Annotated in this window: 11 protein-coding genes; 5 read left to right on the top strand and 6 right to left on the bottom strand. The window is 71.7% G+C overall.

What is annotated here, in order from left to right; translation table 11 throughout:
- Nucleotides 1-76: 76 nt before the first annotated feature.
- Complete coding sequence (locus NE234_RS30505) at nt 77-1,627, bottom strand: acyl-CoA synthetase (RefSeq protein ID WP_252784254.1); 1,551 nt, start codon at nt 1,625-1,627, stop codon at nt 77-79.
- Nucleotides 1,628-1,797: 170 nt separating this feature from the next.
- Here NE234_RS30505 and NE234_RS30500 point away from each other — a divergent pair, with 170 nt between their 5' ends.
- Entirely contained in the window at nt 1,798-2,610 is an 813-nt protein-coding gene (locus tag NE234_RS30500) for a crotonase/enoyl-CoA hydratase family protein (protein ID WP_252784252.1), read from the top strand.
- 75 nt (nt 2,611-2,685) lie between these two features.
- A complete protein-coding gene (locus NE234_RS30495) occupies nt 2,686-4,245 on the top strand; it encodes an OmpA family protein (RefSeq protein WP_252784251.1) in 1,560 nt (519 codons plus the stop codon).
- Nucleotides 4,246-4,332: 87 nt separating this feature from the next.
- On the opposite strand, the gene NE234_RS30490 is transcribed toward NE234_RS30495, so the two are convergent.
- The 4 genes from NE234_RS30490 to NE234_RS30475 form a co-directional block, all read right to left on the bottom strand.
- Complete coding sequence (locus NE234_RS30490) at nt 4,333-5,031, bottom strand: aspartate/glutamate racemase family protein (RefSeq protein ID WP_252784250.1); 699 nt, start codon at nt 5,029-5,031, stop codon at nt 4,333-4,335.
- A 186-nt stretch (nt 5,032-5,217) separates the two neighbouring features.
- Nucleotides 5,218-5,394: a hypothetical protein gene (locus NE234_RS30485; protein WP_252784248.1), complete on the bottom strand. Its 177-nt coding sequence runs from the start codon at nt 5,392-5,394 to the stop codon at nt 5,218-5,220.
- Nucleotides 5,395-5,536: 142 nt separating this feature from the next.
- A complete protein-coding gene (locus tag NE234_RS30480; protein ID WP_308206948.1) occupies nt 5,537-7,594 on the bottom strand; it encodes a protein kinase domain-containing protein in 2,058 nt (685 codons plus the stop codon).
- Nucleotides 7,595-7,869: 275 nt separating this feature from the next.
- Entirely contained in the window at nt 7,870-8,439 is a 570-nt protein-coding gene (locus NE234_RS30475) for a hypothetical protein (RefSeq protein WP_252784244.1), read from the bottom strand.
- A gap of 185 nt (nt 8,440-8,624) precedes the next feature.
- On the opposite strand from NE234_RS30475, the gene NE234_RS30470 reads away from it, so the two are divergent.
- Nucleotides 8,625-9,014 carry a hypothetical protein gene (locus tag NE234_RS30470; protein ID WP_252784242.1) on the top strand — a complete coding sequence of 130 codons (390 nt, stop codon included), beginning with the start codon at nt 8,625-8,627 and terminating at the stop codon, nt 9,012-9,014.
- A 130-nt stretch (nt 9,015-9,144) separates the two neighbouring features.
- The gene (gene add / locus NE234_RS30465) at nt 9,145-10,158 is read left to right on the top strand and encodes an adenosine deaminase (RefSeq protein WP_252784241.1); all 1,014 of its coding nucleotides are present in this window, start codon (nt 9,145-9,147) and stop codon (nt 10,156-10,158) included.
- A 59-nt stretch (nt 10,159-10,217) separates the two neighbouring features.
- Here the strand turns inward: add and NE234_RS30460 are convergent, their stop codons facing one another.
- Nucleotides 10,218-11,330 (bottom strand): NAD(P)H-dependent flavin oxidoreductase, encoded by a 1,113-nt coding sequence (locus NE234_RS30460; protein ID WP_252784239.1) that lies wholly within the window; start codon nt 11,328-11,330, stop codon nt 10,218-10,220.
- Nucleotides 11,331-11,711: 381 nt separating this feature from the next.
- Between NE234_RS30460 and NE234_RS30455 the strand changes: the two genes are divergently transcribed.
- On the top strand, nt 11,712-14,459 hold the full coding sequence (locus NE234_RS30455) for an AAA family ATPase (protein WP_252784237.1): 2,748 nt from the start codon (nt 11,712-11,714) through the stop codon (nt 14,457-14,459).
- The last annotated feature ends 71 nt before the right edge of the window (nt 14,460-14,530 follow it).

Raw genomic sequence — 14,530 nt, 5'->3', positions numbered from 1 at the left:
TCGCGCTCCCCTCCTCACTCGCTCCGCGGCCGGCTCGTCCCTCACCGGCCACTCCACTCGCTCGTCGGCTCGCCGCTCAGATGGCATTGTCGCGGTCCTTCCAGTACGGGTCCCGCAGCTTGCGTTTGAGGAGCTTGCCGTTGGGCTCGCGCGGCATCCGCTCGATGAAGTCGAACGACCGCGGCCACTTCATCCGGGCCAGCCGGCCGTCCAGGGAGGCGAGGATCTCCTCGGCCAGTTCCGGCCCCGGCGCGACGCCCTCGGCGGGCTCGACGACGGCTTTGATCTGCTCGCCCCACTCGTCGTCCGGGATGCCGAAGACGGCGACGTCGGCGACCTTGGGGTGGACGATGATCTCGTTCTCGATCTCGGCGGGGTAGATGTTCGCCCCGCCGGAGATGATCATGTCGGCCTTGCGGTCGGACAGGAACAGGTAACCGTCCTCGGTGAGGTGGCCGACGTCGCCGACGGTGAAGTAGTCCTTGAGCCGGTTCGCCCGCGTCTTCTCCGGGTCGCCCTTGTACTCGAACGAGGCGCTCATCATCTTCATGTAGATGGTGCCGGGCGTGCCCCGGGGAACCTCGTTGCCGTCGTCGTCGACGATCAGCAGCTCGCTGATCGGCCAGGCCTTGCCGACCGTCCCGGGGTGCTCCCGCCAGTCCTGCGGGCTGGCGATCGTGCCGCCGCCCTCGGTCGCCGCGTAGTACTCCCAGATGCAGTCGCCCCACCAGTCGAGCATCGCCCGCTTGAGCGGCACCGGGCAGGGCGCGGCCGCGTGGATCGCCCACCGCATCGACGAGACGTCGTACCGCTCGCGCACCTCCTGGGGCAGCGACAGCAGGCGCTTGAAGTGGGTCGGCACCATGTGCGTGTTCGTGATCCGGTACCGCTCGATGAGGCGCAGCGCCTCCTCGGCGTCCCACCGGTCCATGTAGACCAGCGTGTGCCCCATGTGCAGCGCCGATCCGCCGAACTGGGTGACCGCCGTGTGGTAGTTCGGCGAGGTGACGAGGTGGGCGTTCGGCCGGCCCGGCGTGAAGCCGAAGAACGTCAGCAGGAACGTCATCAGCTCGGCGCTGTCGTCCGGGTCGATCCCGGCCAGCGCGCGGCGGACCCCCTTGGGCCGCCCGGTGGTCCCCGAGGTGTAGTGCATGGTCGCGCCGTTCGTACGGTCCTCCGGGAGGGTGTCCGGCCGCCCGGCGACCAGCTCGCCGAAGTCCCGGAACCCCGGCACCTCACCGAACGCGAAGCGCCGCCGCGGGTCGAGCCCCGCCTCCTCCGCCCCACGGGCGCCCTCGGCGGCGTACCGTTCGTGCACGAAGAAGGCCTTGGCCTCGCTGTCGGCGACGATGTAGCCGATCTCCGGGCCGGTGAGGTGCCAGTTGATCGGCGTGTAGTACCAGCCGGCCTGCAGCGCGGCGAGGTAGAGGATCAGGCCGTCGACGCCGTTGGGCACCAGCCCGCAGAGCCCGTCGCCCGGCCGCAGCCCGAGGTCGCGCAGCCCGTGCACGACCCGGTTGCAGCGGGCGAGCAACTCCGCCGCGCGGTACTCCGTCCCGTCCGGGTCCACGGCCGCGACCCAGTCCGGGTCCTTGTCCGCCAGCCGCCAAAAGCCCAACGAGCCCATGGACTACTCCCTGTACGTCTCGACACCGGTCGTACGGAGGTTCCGCTCGCAGTAGATCACGTTCTCGTTTTGATCGACAACCCCTGTTCGGATGCGATGCACGTCACTAGAATCCGTTCTTGTTTCGGTGTCGCGTGACGCGTACGCGGCCGCGAGCAGGGAGGACGGCCATGGCGGAACGACTGCCCATCAGCACCCCGCACTGCACGGTCGAGCGCGACGGCCACGTCGTCATCGTGACCATGAACCGGCCCGAGGCCCGCAACGCCCTCAGCACCGACATGCTCGTCGGCATGGCCGACGCGTGGGCCTACGTCTCCGATACTCCGGAGGTCCGGGTCGCCATCCTCACGGGGGCCGAGGGGCAGTTCTGCGCGGGCGCCGACCTGAAGGCCATGGGCCGGCCGTCGGAGGACGAGCGGGTACGGCGACGCGCGTCCGAGATCCAGGACTTCCACTGGAAGGGCCTGCTGCGCGACTCTCAGCCGAAGAAGCCGCTGATCAGCGCGGTCGAGGGGTACGCGGTCGCCGGCGGCACCGAACTGCTGGTCGGCACCGACCTCCGCGTCGTCGCGGAGGGCGCCACCCTCGGGCTGTACGAGGCGAAGCGCGGCCTGTTCCCGATGGGCGGCAGCGCGATCCGGCTCCCCCGCCAGATCCCGTACGCCTTCGCGATGGACATCCTGCTCACCGGCCGGTCCGTCTCCCCCGAGGAGGCGCTGCGGATGGGCCTGATCAACCGGATCGTCCCCGACGGCCGGGCCCTGGCGACCGCCCGGGAGCTCGCCGACGAGATCGCCTCCTGCGGCCCCCTCGCCGTCCAGGCGATCCTGGAGACCTACCGCAGGACCGAGGGCCTGCCCGAGGCCGACGCGCTGAAGATCTCCGACGAGCTCGGCTGGCCGGTCATCGGCTCGGCCGACGCCAAGGAGGGCTCCCGCGCCTTCGGGGAGAAGCGCCCCGCCGTCTTCACCGGCGAATAGCGGGGCGCCGCCGTCCGGTGATCAGGGCGGAACCGTGCAGGGCGCCCTGCCGTCCCATCCTGCGACTGATTCGACGTGATCACCACGAATGGGGCGGCGATGGGCGGGGTCAACCGCGGCTTGGGGACGGTCGTCACGGCGGTGGTCGTGGCCGTCGGGGTGGCCGGCTGCAATGACGAGACCGGCGGCGACGCGTCGGCGTCCCCCACGGCGAAGCCGTCCGCCCACGGGGTGGTGCGCGTCGACGGCGCCCCGCTGCGCACGCACTACATGTCGTGGCCGGGCAAGTCGTTCACGGTCGACCTCATGGGACTGGACCAGGTGGCGCCGGCCCGTGTCGTCGCCCGGTTCCGCGTCACCGCAGGGCCCGGATCGGCGGTCGCGCCGACCGCGTGGGCCGCTCCGGCGCACCCCGGGGACCACGCGCCGAGCGGCGCCCTCCTCCTGGACCCGGCCCACGCCACCGAGTACCCGGTGCTCCGCACCCAGGCGGGCGCCTGCCTGTGCACGGAACTGACCGACGTCAAGGCCGGGCAGCAGGTCGACGTGGACGCCGTCTTCCCGGCGGCGCCGGGCGGCGCGGGGAAGATGATCGTGGTGTTCCCGAACACGCCGCCGTTCCTCGGCGTCCCCGTCACGGCGCACGCCCCGTACGTTCTGCATCAGCGGCCGGGCGGCACGCCGTTGAACCCGGTGACGACGCCCGCGGCCGCGCCGGAGAGCTACCCGCTCGTCACCACGGTCCGGCACGGCGACGAGACCGACGCGACCGGCGGCGGCAAGACCAGCGTCCGGCTTTCCTCCGACGTGCTCTTCGCGACGAACAGCGCGGCCTTGACCGCGAAGGCGAGGACCCTCCTCAAGCAGGTGAGCGCGAAGATCGAGAAGTCACCGGGCGACACCGTCGCGGTCGACGGGTACGCGGACAACACCGGCACCGACGCGGTGAACCTCCCCCTCTCCAAGAAGCGCGCCGAGAACGTCCGCGCGGCCCTGCGCAAACTGGTGAAACGGCAGGAGATCCGGTACTCGGCCGCCGGACACGGATCCGCCGACCCGATCGCGGACAACACCAAGCCCGCCGGGCGCGCCCTGAACCGGCGTGTCGTCATCACGTTCGCCGCGCTCGCCCAGCCGCCGCAGGACAAGCGGCCACTGCCCACCGCGAACGCGGACCCGGCCGGACGGCCCGAGCCTCCGGCGCTCGCCTCGGTCCACGCCGGCAAGAGGCCCATCCCGTTGCTGCCGTGGCCGAAGTCGATGACCTTCGGTGTCACCGGCCTCATTCGCGAGCCGAACGGGTTCGCGGTGCTCACATGGACGCTTCACAACGTCAACAAGCACCCCATCCCGGCCGGGTTCGCCACCGACCTGGCGGACGTCTTCCGCAATGCCGGGCCGGGTCGCATCGTGCTGGGCGTCGGCCAGGACGAGTACAAGAACGTCACGGACACCAGGCAGCAGGCGGTGTTCCCCGGGTACTCGCTCCACCAGGGCGACGTCGTCGTACGCGCCCAGGGCAGCCTCGTCGGCTGGAACATGTTCCGGCTGCCCGCAGGCGTCCGGACCGTCACCGTGCGGGTCCCGGGCTTCCCGGCGGTGGCGAACGTCCCCGTCCAGGCACCGAAGCCGTGAACGCCGGTGCGGAGGTGAACTCGAAGGCGCAGCGGGTTCATCCCGCACGGCGTGTCCGGCCCGGTGTCGCGCGTCCGGAGTCGTTCGTCAGGGCACGGGCCGCAGGACGGCGTCGACGGCGGCCGCCACGTGGAGCCGGGTGGTGGGGAACACCGGCACGGGGCTGTCGGCCGCGCCGACGAGCAGCTCGATCTCGGTACAGCCGAGGATGACGCCCTCGGCGCCGGCGTCGACCATCCCCGCGATGACCCGCCGGTAGGTCCGGCGAGACTCGGCGGACATCACGTTCAGGCACAGCTCGTCGTAGATGATGCGGTGCACCTCGGCGCGATCGGCGGCAGGCGGGACCAGCACGGTGAGCCCATGGCTCGCGAGCCGGTCGCGGTAGTAGTCCTGCTCCATCGTGAACGCCGTGCCGAGAAGCCCCACGGTGGACAGTTCGGCGGCGGTGACCGCCGCCGCCGTCGTGTCGGCCAGATGCAGCAGCGGGATGTCGACGGCGGCCTGAACCTGGTCGGCGACCTTGTGCATGGTGTTCGTGCAGATCAGCAGCAGGTCGGCGCCCGCCGCCTCGACCTTGCGCGCCTCATCCGCGAGCAGCCGCCCGGCGTCCTCCCAGCGACCGCTCATCTGCAGCTCCTCGATGTCGGCGAAGTCGACGGAGGCCATCACCAGCCGCGCCGAGTGCAGTCCGCCGAGCCGCTCACGGACCACCTCGTTGGCCAACCGGTAGTACTCCGCACTCGACACCCAGCTCATGCCGCCCAGCATCCCGATCGTCCGCATGGAGTCTCCCTCGCCCTACCGCCCGGCCCGCACGGGCCAGGACACCGGCGTCCATGCTCGCGCATGGCCGTACCCGGCCCGCGCGCTCATCCCGGACTGTGCGGCCCCGGTTCCGTGGCGACCCACGTGGACGGCTGTGCTCCTGCGATCCGGCCGTCCACGGGCGCAGCGGTCACCGCGGCTCGCTCAGTGGGCGGGTGGCGGTGTCGCGGAGGGCGACGGCTGCCGGGCGGTCCAGTCGGGGTGGCCGGGCATCGGCGGGGTCTTCGCGCCGTACAGCCAGGCGTCGAAGAGACCGGTCAGGTTCCGGCCGGACACGCGGTTCGCGACGGCGATGTAGTCCTGGGGTCGTCGCGGAACCATGGCTGACCGCCTGTAACCCTCTGTGGGACGCCGCCGCCGTGGAGTGTTCGCGTCACGAACAACTCTTCGCCTTAGCCCGGGCCGGTCGTGCGGCGCTCGACGTTTTCCGCCGGCGAGTCCCTGCTGGTACGCGGCGGGTCTGCTACGCGCGTAGGCCGTACAGGGTGTTCTTGTCCACGGCCGGGGAGCAGGTGAGGATGAGAGTGCCGTCGCTGGTCGTGGCGACTTGCAGTGGCTTAATGGCGTGGTAGCTCCACAGGAGGCGTCCGGTTTCGGCGTGCAGGGCGTAGGTCATGTCGTAGTAGCCGGTCAGGTAGACGATGCCGTTGAACGGGCCCCACACGCCCTTGAAGGCCGTGCCGTCGAACTTCCACCGCTGGGAGCCGTCGGTGACGTTGAGAGCGTGCAGGGTGTTGGCTCTGTCGTCGATGACGTACACCGTCGACCGGTCGACCACCGGTGCCGCGTCGGTCTGCCCGAACGCGGCCTTCCAGCGGACCTGACCGGTCTTGGCGTCGAGCGCGCAGAACGGCGATGATTCCTGACCGCCCACGTACACGGTGTCGCTGGTGGCCAGTGGATGGCCGAAATCCCTGCCGGCGTTGAACTGCCAGCGTTGCTTGCCCGTGACCGTGTCCATGGCGTAGACGTTCGGCGCGGTCATTTGGCTGCCGTCGGCGAAGGCGACGGTCGTGTCGGAGACGCTGATCCAGTCCGTGTCGGCGGCGCCGGCACTGTAAGTCCATCGCTGGTGGCCGTCGACCCGATCCAGGCAGATCAAGGTCGAGGAGCCGGAGAAGTCATCAGTCCAGCCCGCCACCGCGGTGTCCGCCACGGCGAACACGGAGAAAGGTGCCTTGACGGACCATCGCTGCTTCCTGCCGGCCTCCTCAAGCGTATAGAACCGGGACTCGGCGGCCACGTAGAGCGTGTTGTGATCCTGGGCGACCGCGCGGATCGCCGGCATGCCGGGAGCAGCCCACTTCCAACGGCGCGTGCCGGTCTTGGGATCCAGGCCGGACAGCGTCCCACTGACCTCGCCACCGTCCGCCTCGGCATTCTCGGCCACCAGGACCGTATCCCGGGTCGCGGCCGAGAGGGTTTCGACCGCGTTGATTCCGGTGGTGACGGTCAGCTGCCACAAGGTCTGCGGCGGGTTGACCGGGCGCGTGTCGACCGGTGCCGGGCTGGGGCCGTTCGTACGGGGTTTCGTGCGGCTGCTGGTCAGGAGGGCGGGGGCGGTCACTGCGGCGGTCACGGCGATTGCGGCCGCGCCGCCGGCGGCCAGGACGCGCCGCCGGCTGAGCACCGGCCTCGTGGGCAGCGTTCTGGTAGCGACGTGGGTGTCGGACTGTTCGACGTGGGTGTCGGGCTGTTGGACGAGAGTCGGGGCGACCATCACCGGTGGCACGACGGTGTCCAGGATCTGCTGGACGGTCGGTCGGGCCGCCGGACGCTTGTCCAGACAGGCGCTGAGCAGCGGCAGCAGCGCGGCGGGGACGCCGGTAAGGTCGGGCGGATTGTGCACGACCCGGTACAGCAGGGCGGGGGTGGCACCCGCGCCGAACGGAGAGCGGCCGGTGGCGGCGTAGGCGAGCACCGCGCCGAGAGAGAACACATCGCTGGCTGTCTCCACGGGCTGTCCGTTGATCTGCTCAGGGGACATGTAGCCCGGGGACCCGATCGTGACACCCGTGCGGGTGAGGGCGCTGGCTTCGGCTGCCCGGGCGATGCCGAAGTCGATGACGCGGGGACCGTCACCGGCGAGGAGAATGTTGGACGGCTTCAGGTCGCGGTGGATGAGCCCGGCGGTGTGGATCGCCGACAGCGCGTACGCCAAGCCCGCCGCCAGGCGACGCAACTCGCCCTCGTCCATCCGACCGTGATCGGCGACGCGGTCGGCCAACGAGGAGCCCGGAATGTAGGCGGTGGCCAGCCACGGAGTTTCGGCATCGGGGTCGGCGTCCAAGACCGCGGCGGTGTACCTGCCGTCGACCGCACGAGCGGCCTTGACCTCCCGGGCGAACCGGCGACGGAAGTCCCGCTCGTCAGCGAGTTCGGCTCGCACCACCTTGATGGCCGCCTGCCGGCCGTTGACATCACGACCGAGATAGACCCGCCCCATCCCGCCGGCGCCAAGACGCCCGACCAGCTTGTATGGGCCGATGTGCGTGGGATCTCCTGGCGCGAGCGACTTCACCACACCCCCACACACGCGATCGTCCGGAGGTGGCACCGGACTTTCCGAGCGCCACCTTAGCGATCACTGGCAAACCTGACGATCAGCAGCGGTTCGCCCGCTTGACCGTCACCCCTTCGATGCCCTGGGTTCGCCGAGGCCCTGACCGCTGATATCGGTTGACGCTTCGCAGTGAACGAGGCACACTAAGCGACAAGGCCGCCGCTTCTCGGAGCGGGTCAGGAAGTGAGCCCGGGAAGGTCCCGCTGGACGGTGGGGTCCCGGGCTTGCGCATGTCAGGGCCCGATCTCGCAGATGCTGACGATGTCGCTGATTCGATCAAAGCACTCCGGTTGCCCGCAACGTGCTGCGACGACCGCGCCTGCGACAATATCCGGAAGCCAAAGGAGCGGCTCCGCAGGACCCAACGCGTGACGGATTCGGACTTCGGGCGCGATCACCTTCCTGGCGAGCAGGGTGTCGATCAGTCGACGATCGCTCTTGTTCTGCCTGTCCTGCCGTGACTCCAGGATCACCTCGCTGACTCCTGCGGACGCCAATTCGAACAGCAGCGTTTCCAGACATTTGCGGCGTCGGCGTTCAGAAGGCTCACCGGGGATCCCACTCCGCACGACAACGAGGTGGAGCGCGCTCAGGGAGGCGACGACATCGCTCAAGAGATGTCGACGCTTCTCTGCTGCGTGATACCAGTGCACCTTGCGCTCACCCGGCAGGCGCGACCGCAACATCGCTTCGCGTACGGCCGCCCTGGATTCGGGCGGCAGGATGGACGCGGCGAGGATGTAGACGTCGGGGTCGAGTTTGCGGTTGGACTCGGACTCGTCGACGAAAGCGCACCAGGACAACGCGCCCTCCTCCGCGCGAAGCGCCTCTCTCCTTCCCGCGGGTCGAGGGCGAACGGACCTTCGATTCGGCTGCTCACCATGTCAGGACGGCGGGGTTCGTCGCAGGTGATTACAGGAAGTGACCGTTTAGTGGCTTTTCTCTGAGGGACAACTTCGTCAAAACTCGGGCCTCTGAGGAGGAACAGATGGCCACGCAGATATGGCGGCGCCGGCGCGACTCGGCGGCGGAGACGACGGCCTCGGCTCCGGCGGTGAGCGACACCCGGACCCGGCGCTGGAACACCACGCGCGTCCGGCGGTTCCAGCGGCACGACGGGCTCAGCGCGTTCGTGTGGCTGGCCGCCTGGACGATCACCCTCATCCTGCTGTTCGGCATCGCGCTGGCCTGGGGCGGCGCCAACCAGGCCAACGACGTGGTGCACACCGTGATGCGGGCCGGCACCTGGCTGGCGACCCCGTTCCACGACGTGTTCCGCAACGGCGACGCGCGCAAGCAGCTCACCGAGAACTGGCTGTTCGCCGCCGCCGTCTACCTCGTCGCCGGCCGCGTTCTCGCCTGGCTGCTCCGCTGGTAGCGGCCGACCTCACCGGGACCGTGGCCCGCGGCGGGCCGCGGTCCCCGCTTGTGCGGAAATTGACCAATCGGTGTCAGGTTCGGCGGAAATCTCTGGCTCGGCGGGTTTCGGCGCTGTTAGCTTCCCCGGCATGACCGTCACCGATGACTTCATCCACGCGCTGCCGAAGGTCGAACTTCACGTTCATCTGGTCGGTTCGGCGTCCGTGCCGACCGTGCTGGAGCTGGCCCGGCGGCACACCGGCCACAACGTGCCGACGAACGAGGCGGCCCTGCGGGAGTTCTTCGAGTTCCGCGACTTCCCGCACTTCGCCGAGGTCTACTTCGCGGTCAACGGCCTCATCCGGGAGCCGGAGGACGTCGCGACGCTGGTCACCGGCGTGGCCCGGGACCTGGCCGCGCAGAACGTCCGCTATGTCGAGCTGACCGTCACGCCGTACTCCCACGTGTCGGTCGGGATGACGATGCCGGCCGTGACCGAGGCGCTGGACCTCGCCGCCCGTGAGGTCGCGGACCGGATCGAGGTCGCCTACGTCTTCGACATCCCCGGCGAGTTCGGGGAGGACGCCGACCGCGGGACCCTCGACCACGCGCTGAACCACCCGCCGGAGAAGCTCGTCGGCTTCGGCATCGGCGGCGTCGAGCAGGACCGGCTCTCGCACCAGCAGTCGATCCGGGACGCGTTCCGCGCCGCGATCGCCGCGGGGCTGCACAGCGTGCCGCACGCCGGGGAGATGAGCGGTCCGGAGACGATCTGGGAGGCGATCCGGGAGCTGAAGGCCGAGCGGATCGGGCACGGGATCGCCTGTATCGAGGACCCGGAGCTGGTGGCGTACCTGCGGGAGACGCAGCTGCCGCTGGAGGTCTGCCCGACCTCGAACGTCTGCACCAAGCAGGTGCCGGACATCTCCGCGCACCCGCTCCCCCGGATGCTGGCCGAGGGCCTGTACGTGACCCTGAACAGCGACGACCCGCCGATGTTCGGCACGACGCTGACCAACGAGTACCGCGTGGCGGCGCGGGACCTGGGACTCGGCCGCGAGCAGCTCGCCGACCTGGCCCGCAACGGCGTCCGCGCGTCCTTCCTGGGCGAGGACCGCAAGCGCGAGATCCTCGCCGAGATCGACGCCGTCCAGCCCGCCTGAGCCGCCGTGGCGGGCCGCCGGCGGGCACGGGCCCGCGCCCGCCGGCGGCACCCGGAGGGTCAGGATTCGGTGAGGGCGTTCAGGCGTTCCATCGTCTCGACGTACTCCTCGATGAGGTCGTAGATCACCTGGGAGGCGGTCTTGACCTGGTTCATCGAGCCGACGATCTGGCCGACCGGGAAGGTCGTCAGTTCCCCCGCGCCGGCGCGGTTGATCCGCCGGAGCGCGTCGGAGATGAGCATGAACTGCATCGGCATCGGGAGCGTGCCGGGCGACTCCGGGGACTCCCAGGCGTCGGTCCAGGCGGTCTTGAGCATCCGCGCGGGCTTGCCGGTCCAGGAGCGGGAGCGCACGGTGTCGCGCGACGTCGCGGCGAGGAGCCGGTCGCGGGACGCCTCGGGGGTGTCGGCCTCCTCGACGGTGAGCCAGATCGAGCCGGTCCAGACGCCCTCGGCGCCGAGCGCGAGGCCGGCGGCGACCTGACGGCCGCGGCCGATGCCGCCCGCGGCCAGCACGATGGTGTCCGGGCCGACGGCGTCGACGACCTCGGGGATGAGCACCATCGTCGCCACGTCGCCGGTGTGGCCTCCGGCCTCGGTGCCCTGCGCGACGATGATGTCGACGCCGACCTCGACCTGTTTCCTGGCGTGGCGGGCGTTGCTGGCCAGGCCGGCGACCTTCACGCCGTGCTGGTGCGCCTGCTCGACGACGTCCGCGGGGGGCGGCCCGAGCGCGTTGGCCAGGAGGGCGATCGGGTGCTTCAGCGCCACCTCGACCTGGGGACGGGCGGTGGCGTCGGTCCAGCCGAGGAGGTAGCGGCCCGCGCCCTCCTCCGTGAGCGGGTCGACGCCGTGGCGCTCCAGCAGGTCGTTGACGAACTGCCGGTGGCGTTCGGGGATCATGCCCTGGAGCTTGGAGAGCAGCTCGCCGGCGTCGCCGAGGTCCGCGCCCTCGTACTTGGCGGGCATGACCACGTCGACGCCGTACGGCCTGCCGCCGACGTGGTCGTCGATCCACGCCAGCTCGGTCTCCAGCTGCTCGGGGGTGAAGTAGAGGGCGCCGAGGACGCCCATGCCGCCCGCGCGGCTGACCGCCGCGACGACGTCCCGGCAGTGGCTGAAAGCGAAGATCGGATATTCGATGCCGAAGAGTTCCGTTACCCGTGTCCGCACAGTCCCGACCATAGGTGCCGCAGCAGCGAACTGCAACAGGTTCTAGTTAGGTTCCACGGGAAGCCCGTTGCGATGTCCGGCCTCGTCCACTGGAACGCGTAGCAGACAAATACGAAGAACATCCCAACCAGAGGTGTTGACGGCGGTATGACCGATTGTTAGCTTGCCCGCTCGGGGCTCCTACGTTGGAGCGAGCCCGGAGGGCCAGCACGGATGACCGATCCGTTCGGATCAGCCAATGGAACGGCCTCCCGGCCGGCGGCAGCGCGGCCGCAGGTCAGGGGACCGTCGCCGCCTGCCCTGACGCAGGCGTGGGCCGGCGGACCATCATCGCCCCCACCGGCGCAGGCGCGGGTCGGCGCGCCCTCGCCGCCCGCGCTGGTGGACCGTGCCCCTCTTCTCGCCCGCGCCCGCGATCACCTCGCCGTCGGCGGCAGCGTCGTGCTGACCGGGCCCGCCGGCATCGGCAAGTCCACTCTGCTGGCGGCACTGGCCGAGGAGTTCACCGATCACCGGGTGCTGCGCTGCTCCCTGTCGGCGACCGAACGGCACCTGCCGTTCCTCGGCCTCATCGACCTGCTGGCCGAGACCGGCGACGATCTGCTGGACACGCTCCCCACGCACCAGCGGGCCGTTCTGGAGGCGGCGCTGCTGCGCCGCGACGACCCGGTCGGCGAGCGCGACGTCCTCGGCCTGCGCGTCGCCGTGCTGGCGGCCTTCCGTACGCTCTGCGCCGCCGCGCCGGTGCTGCTCGTCGTCGACGACGCGCAGTGGCTGGACGCGCCGAGCGCGGAGCTCCTGGCCTTCATCGCCCGGCGCGCCGACGGGCTGCCCCTGCGCGCCCTGGTCGGCCTGCGCGCGGGCCCGGGCGAGCCGCAGGACCCGCCGGGGCTCTGCCCGCCGCCCGTCCTGACACTGCCCGTGCCCGCGATGACGACCACGGAGATCGGCGGGCTGCTCGCCGACCTGCGGCTGCCCCGTCCGGTCCTGGCCAAGGTGCACCGGGCCAGCGACGGCAACCCGTTCTTCGCGCTGGAGCTGGGCCGGGCGCTCGCCGACCACCGGGAGCCGCTCGATCCGGCGGCGCCGCTCCCGGTGCCGGACGGGCTGCGCACGCTGATGATGGGACGCCTGCTCGCGCTGTCCTCCGGCGCCCGCCAGACGCTTCTCGTCGCCGGCGCGGCGGCGCGGCCGACGCTCGCGCTGCTGCGCGCCGCGGGCCGGCGGGAGGCCGCCGCGGACATCGCCGAGGCGCGGCACGCCGGGATCGTCGCGCCCGGGGACGTCATCCGGTTCACGCATCCGCTGCTGTCGGCGGTGCTGTACGCGGAGTCGGCCGAGCGGGACCGGCTCGCCGCCCACGCGGCCCTCGCCGACGCGGTCACCGACCCGGTGGAACGCGCACACCACCTCGCCGTGGTCGCGCCGGGCCGTGACGCCCAGGTCGCCGAGACCCTCGCGGAGGCCGCCACCGCCGCGCGCCGGCGCGGAGCCCGTGCCGCCGCCGCGAGGCTGGGGCTCCTGGCCGCCGAGCGCACCACCAAGCCGGAGGCGGAGCCGGGGCTGCGGCTCACCGCCGCCGAGGACGCGCTGGCCGCCGGCGAGTTCGCGATGGCGCGCGGCATCGCCGAGAACGTCCTGGCGGCGGCCGTACTGCCCGCCGAGCGGGTGCGGGCGTGGATCGTGCTGCTGGACTCGTGCGGGCAGGCCCTCGCCGAACTCGACGAGGTGTTCCCCCGCGCGCTGGCCGACGCGCGGGACGACCCGGCGCTGCTCGCGCCGCTGCACTACCGCCTCGCCTGGCGGGCCTGGCTGGTCAAGGGCTCCGCGCCGCAGGCCCGCGCGGAGGCGGCGACGGCGGCGCGGCTGGCGGCGGAGGCGGGCGACCGCAGCACCGAGCTGCTGGCCCTGGCCAAACAGGCCCTGGCGGAGTTCCACATCGGGTCGCCGGAAGCGGAGCGGACCATGGCGCGGGCCCTGGCCGGCCCGCAGGATCCGGCGATCCGGCTCGGCCACAACGGCCCGGTGTACCTGCGCCACAAGCACCATCTGCTGCACGACCGGCTGGAGGAGGCGCGCGCCGAACTGCGCGCGCTGACGTACGCGGTGCGCCAGCGGGGCGCGGTGGAGAGCCTGTTCATGTGCCTGTACGGGTCCGCGCACGTGGAGACCGCGCGCGGCCGCTGCGACCGGGGCCTCGACCTGGCCTACCAGTGTCTGCGGCTGGCGCAGGACAGCGAGCTGAGCCAGGGGCCCGCCTGGTGCGCGGTCGCGTTCGCCGAGGCCGCCGGCGGTTCGGTGGACCGTGGCCTGGCCGCCGCCGAACGCGGTGTCGGGCACAGCGAGGACGACGGGGACCTGTTGTTCCTGCCGACGACGCTGCACGCGCTGGGGCACATCAGGCTGCTGCGCGGCGATCCGGCCGGCGCCGTCGCCGCCCTTCGCCGGGTCCGCGCGATGGAGGCGGCGCAGGGCCTGGCCGAGCCCGGCCTGCGACGCTGGCACGCCGACCTCGCCGAGGCGCTCGCGGCGATCGGGGAGGTCGCGGAGGCGGACGAGCTGATCGACGAGACGAGGCGGCAGGCCGTCCGGCTGGGCCGGCCGAGCGTGCTGGCCGCTTTGGACCGGGCCGCCGCCCTGGTCCTCGCCGCGCGCGGTGACCTGGACGGGGCCGTACCCGCGCTGGAGCGGGCGGTACGGGCCCAGGCGGCGCTCCCCTACCCGGTCGAGGAGGGGCGGGCCCGCCTCGAGCTCGGCCGCCTGTACCTGCGCGCGTCAGACGTTCCGGCGGCGCGGGAGGCGCTGCACGGGGCCCGCCGGGTGCTGCTGCGCGCCAAGGCCGCGCCCTGGATCGCGGCGGTGACCGCCGAGTTGGACCGGCTCGATCTGGGCGTGCCGACGGCGGCCGGGGAGGACGACCCGCTGCGCGCGCTGTCCGGCATGGAGCGCCGGGTGGCCGCGCTGGTCGCCGAGGGCGCCACGAACCGGGAGATCGCGGCCCGGCTGTTCGTGAGCATCAAGACGGTCGAGGCGGCGCTGACCAGGTCGTACCGCAAGCTCGGGGTGCGGTCCCGCGTCGGCCTGACCCGGGCCGTCACGAGCCCGCGCGCGGCGGACCGGCCGGCGTAGGGATTTCCCTACGGCTGCGGGAGAACTCTTCTCAGCTTCCCTTCAGGATCGGACACTCTGCGCAAGGTCCT

Source organism: Actinoallomurus rhizosphaericola (genome assembly GCF_024055675.1).
GTDB lineage: Bacteria > Actinomycetota > Actinomycetes > Streptosporangiales > Streptosporangiaceae > Actinoallomurus > Actinoallomurus soli.
Note: the sequence above shows the minus strand (reverse complement) of the source record. Positions and strands in the feature narration are given on the sequence as shown.